The following is a 2,240-nucleotide window of genomic DNA, read 5'->3' on the forward strand; positions in this document are numbered from 1 at the left end:
CGCCGCCGGCGCCGAGTTCGCCGACGAGGAGCTGCAGCAGGCGCTGCTCGCCTCGGCCGCCGCCGACCAGCAGGCCAGGGCCGCCGGGTACTCCGCGTCCTCGTCCGCCGGCGGCTCCTCGGGATCCTCGGGCTCCGGCTGCGGCAGCAGCCCGGCGGTCTGGTGCGGCTCGTCCTCCGACTCCGGCTCCTCCGACTCGGGTTCCTCCGGTTCCTCGGGCTCCGGCTGCGGCGGGAGCAGCGGCTGCGGCGGCTCCTCGGGCTCGGGTTCCTCCGGATGCGGCGGCAGCTCCTCAGGCTCCTCCTCCAGCTGCGGGTCCGGCTGCGGCGGAGGCTGCGGCGGCTCCTGACGCCGATGGCCGGGGCCACCGGACGTCACAGTTCGGTATCGCGCTCCGGGAAGACGTTCCGCGTGCGGCGCGGCCGGGACTACAACAACCCCATGTGGTTGCTCTTCCTGATCCCGGCCTGCGTCGCCGCGGTGCTCTCCTGCACCCGGCTGGTCCGGATGACCGCCACCGCCGACGCGCTGTCCGGGCAGGAGGGCCCCCGGCCGCCCGAGGCGGTCGGGATCGGGCTGTACGAGACCGCCTACCTGGCCGGCGGACCGGACCGGGTCGTCGAACTCGCCCTCGTCCTGATGGCCTCCCGGGGCCGGCTGCACCTCGCCCACACCGGCTGGACCACGGTCGTCGACCCGCGCGGGCGCAGCCGGCTGGAGCGCGCGGTGATCGCCACCGTCGGCCCGGAGGGCCAGTGCCGCACCGACGACCTGCGGGCGGCGATGGCCGCCCACCCCACCGTGCTGGAGATCGGCAGCCGGCTCGCGCTGGCCGGGCTGGCCACCCCGGCGGCCGTTCAGCGGCACACCGTGCTGGTGGTCCGCCAGGTCCGCCAGGCGCTGATGCTCTCCCTGGTGCTGCTGGCCGTCGCGCTGGTCGCCGGCGGCCTGCGGGACGGTGACGTGCTGACCCCGCTGGCCTGGTTCTCGCTGCCGCTGGTGCTCACCTCGGGCACCCTGCTGATGGCCCGGGTCGACGTCTACCCCTACACCCGCTGGGCCTCGCCGGTCGGCCAGGAGGTGCTCCGCGAGGTCCGCCCGCCGCGCCAGCACGGGCTCACCGACGACGAGGAGCGCGAACTGCTCACCGCCGTCGCCATGATCGGCCCCGCCGCCCTCCCGGACGCCCGGCTGCGCGCCGCCCTGCGCCGGCACTGACGCCGGGCGCCGCCGCTCAGGAGCAGGTGCTGTCGGCGCAGGGCTGCCAGGGCCGCCAGCCGCGGTTCGGGGCCAACTCGCTGGTCTGCCAGTACCGGGTGTCGGCGTTCCACTCGTGGGCGACCAGCCGCAGGCTGCCGGTGGACATCTGGGTGACCGTCGGCGTGCTGAGGCCCACGTTGGGCTCCGGGAGCACCGGCAGCGTGCCGACCGGGCCCCAGGTGCCGCCGGTACCGCCGTACTGGCTGCGGAACTGGATGGTCCCGTAGGGGTTGCTGCTCGCGGCGAAGGCGTGGAGATTGGCCGCGGCGTCCCTGAAGAGCGCGAGCCCGCCGTGGTAGGGCGGCGGCGTCAGCCCGAAGACCTCGGCCGGGGTCCAGGCCCCGCCGGGCGTCGCCGACACGGTGTGGCAGAAGCCGCCGTAGGAGGCGATGAACACCTCCAGGCCTCCGGCGCCGTTCTCGATCGCGCTCACCTGGTAGAGCTTGGGCCCGACGGGGGTGGCGCTGACGCGTTCCCAGGCGCCGTAGGCGCCGCCGGGCGCGTCCTGGGAGCGGTGCCAGACGAAGGGCAACTGCCGGTTCGTCGCGGTGTCGTCGTAGAACTGCTGGAACTGTTCGGTCCGGCCGTCGGCCCGCCCCGCCTCCACCAGGGTGCCGGGGACGGCCCCACTGGCCAGTCCCTGGGCGGCGGCGTCCGTGCCGCACAGGGCCGCCAACGCCACCGGCGGGGCCGGTTCCGGCGCCCGCGGGACGGTCGTCGCGGCGGCCGTGGTCGCCACGAAGGCCGCCGTCAGCACGCCCGCCAGTACGCCTCGTCGAAGTTTCCCGTACACGGTCGGCGAACCCCCTCGTTCGACGGCTGGAAAGGACTGCCCGCGAAGGACTCGGCCTCGCCCTCGCCCTGCGGCGGGCCTCCGCATTCTCACCCGCCGCGGACACCCGGAACAGGGCGCCGACGGACCGCCCCGTCAGATCCGGCCGAACCCGAACGGCCGTCCGGAACATGACGGCGCCGGCCCC

General features: G+C 75.7%; 2 protein-coding genes and 1 pseudogene. 1 reads left to right on the forward strand and 2 read right to left on the reverse strand.

Going from position 1 to position 2,240, the window contains the following annotated elements:
- Positions 1-378, reverse strand: a pseudogene (locus ABD308_RS17415) (hypothetical protein); the annotation flags it as partial.
- 63 nt (positions 379-441) lie between these two features.
- On the opposite strand from ABD308_RS17415, the gene ABD308_RS17420 reads away from it, so the two are divergent.
- A complete protein-coding gene (locus tag ABD308_RS17420; RefSeq protein WP_344335338.1) occupies positions 442-1,218 on the forward strand; it encodes a TIGR04222 domain-containing membrane protein in 777 nt (258 codons plus the stop codon).
- Positions 1,219-1,234: 16 nt separating this feature from the next.
- Here ABD308_RS17420 and ABD308_RS17425 read toward each other — a convergent pair whose 3' ends face one another.
- Positions 1,235-2,053 (reverse strand): PLL family lectin, encoded by an 819-nt coding sequence (locus ABD308_RS17425; RefSeq protein ID WP_344335340.1) that lies wholly within the window; start codon positions 2,051-2,053, stop codon positions 1,235-1,237.
- Between the last annotated feature and the right edge of the window lie 187 nt (positions 2,054-2,240).

Source organism: Kitasatospora putterlickiae (genome assembly GCF_039527695.1).
Taxonomy (GTDB): domain Bacteria; phylum Actinomycetota; class Actinomycetes; order Streptomycetales; family Streptomycetaceae; genus Kitasatospora; species Kitasatospora putterlickiae.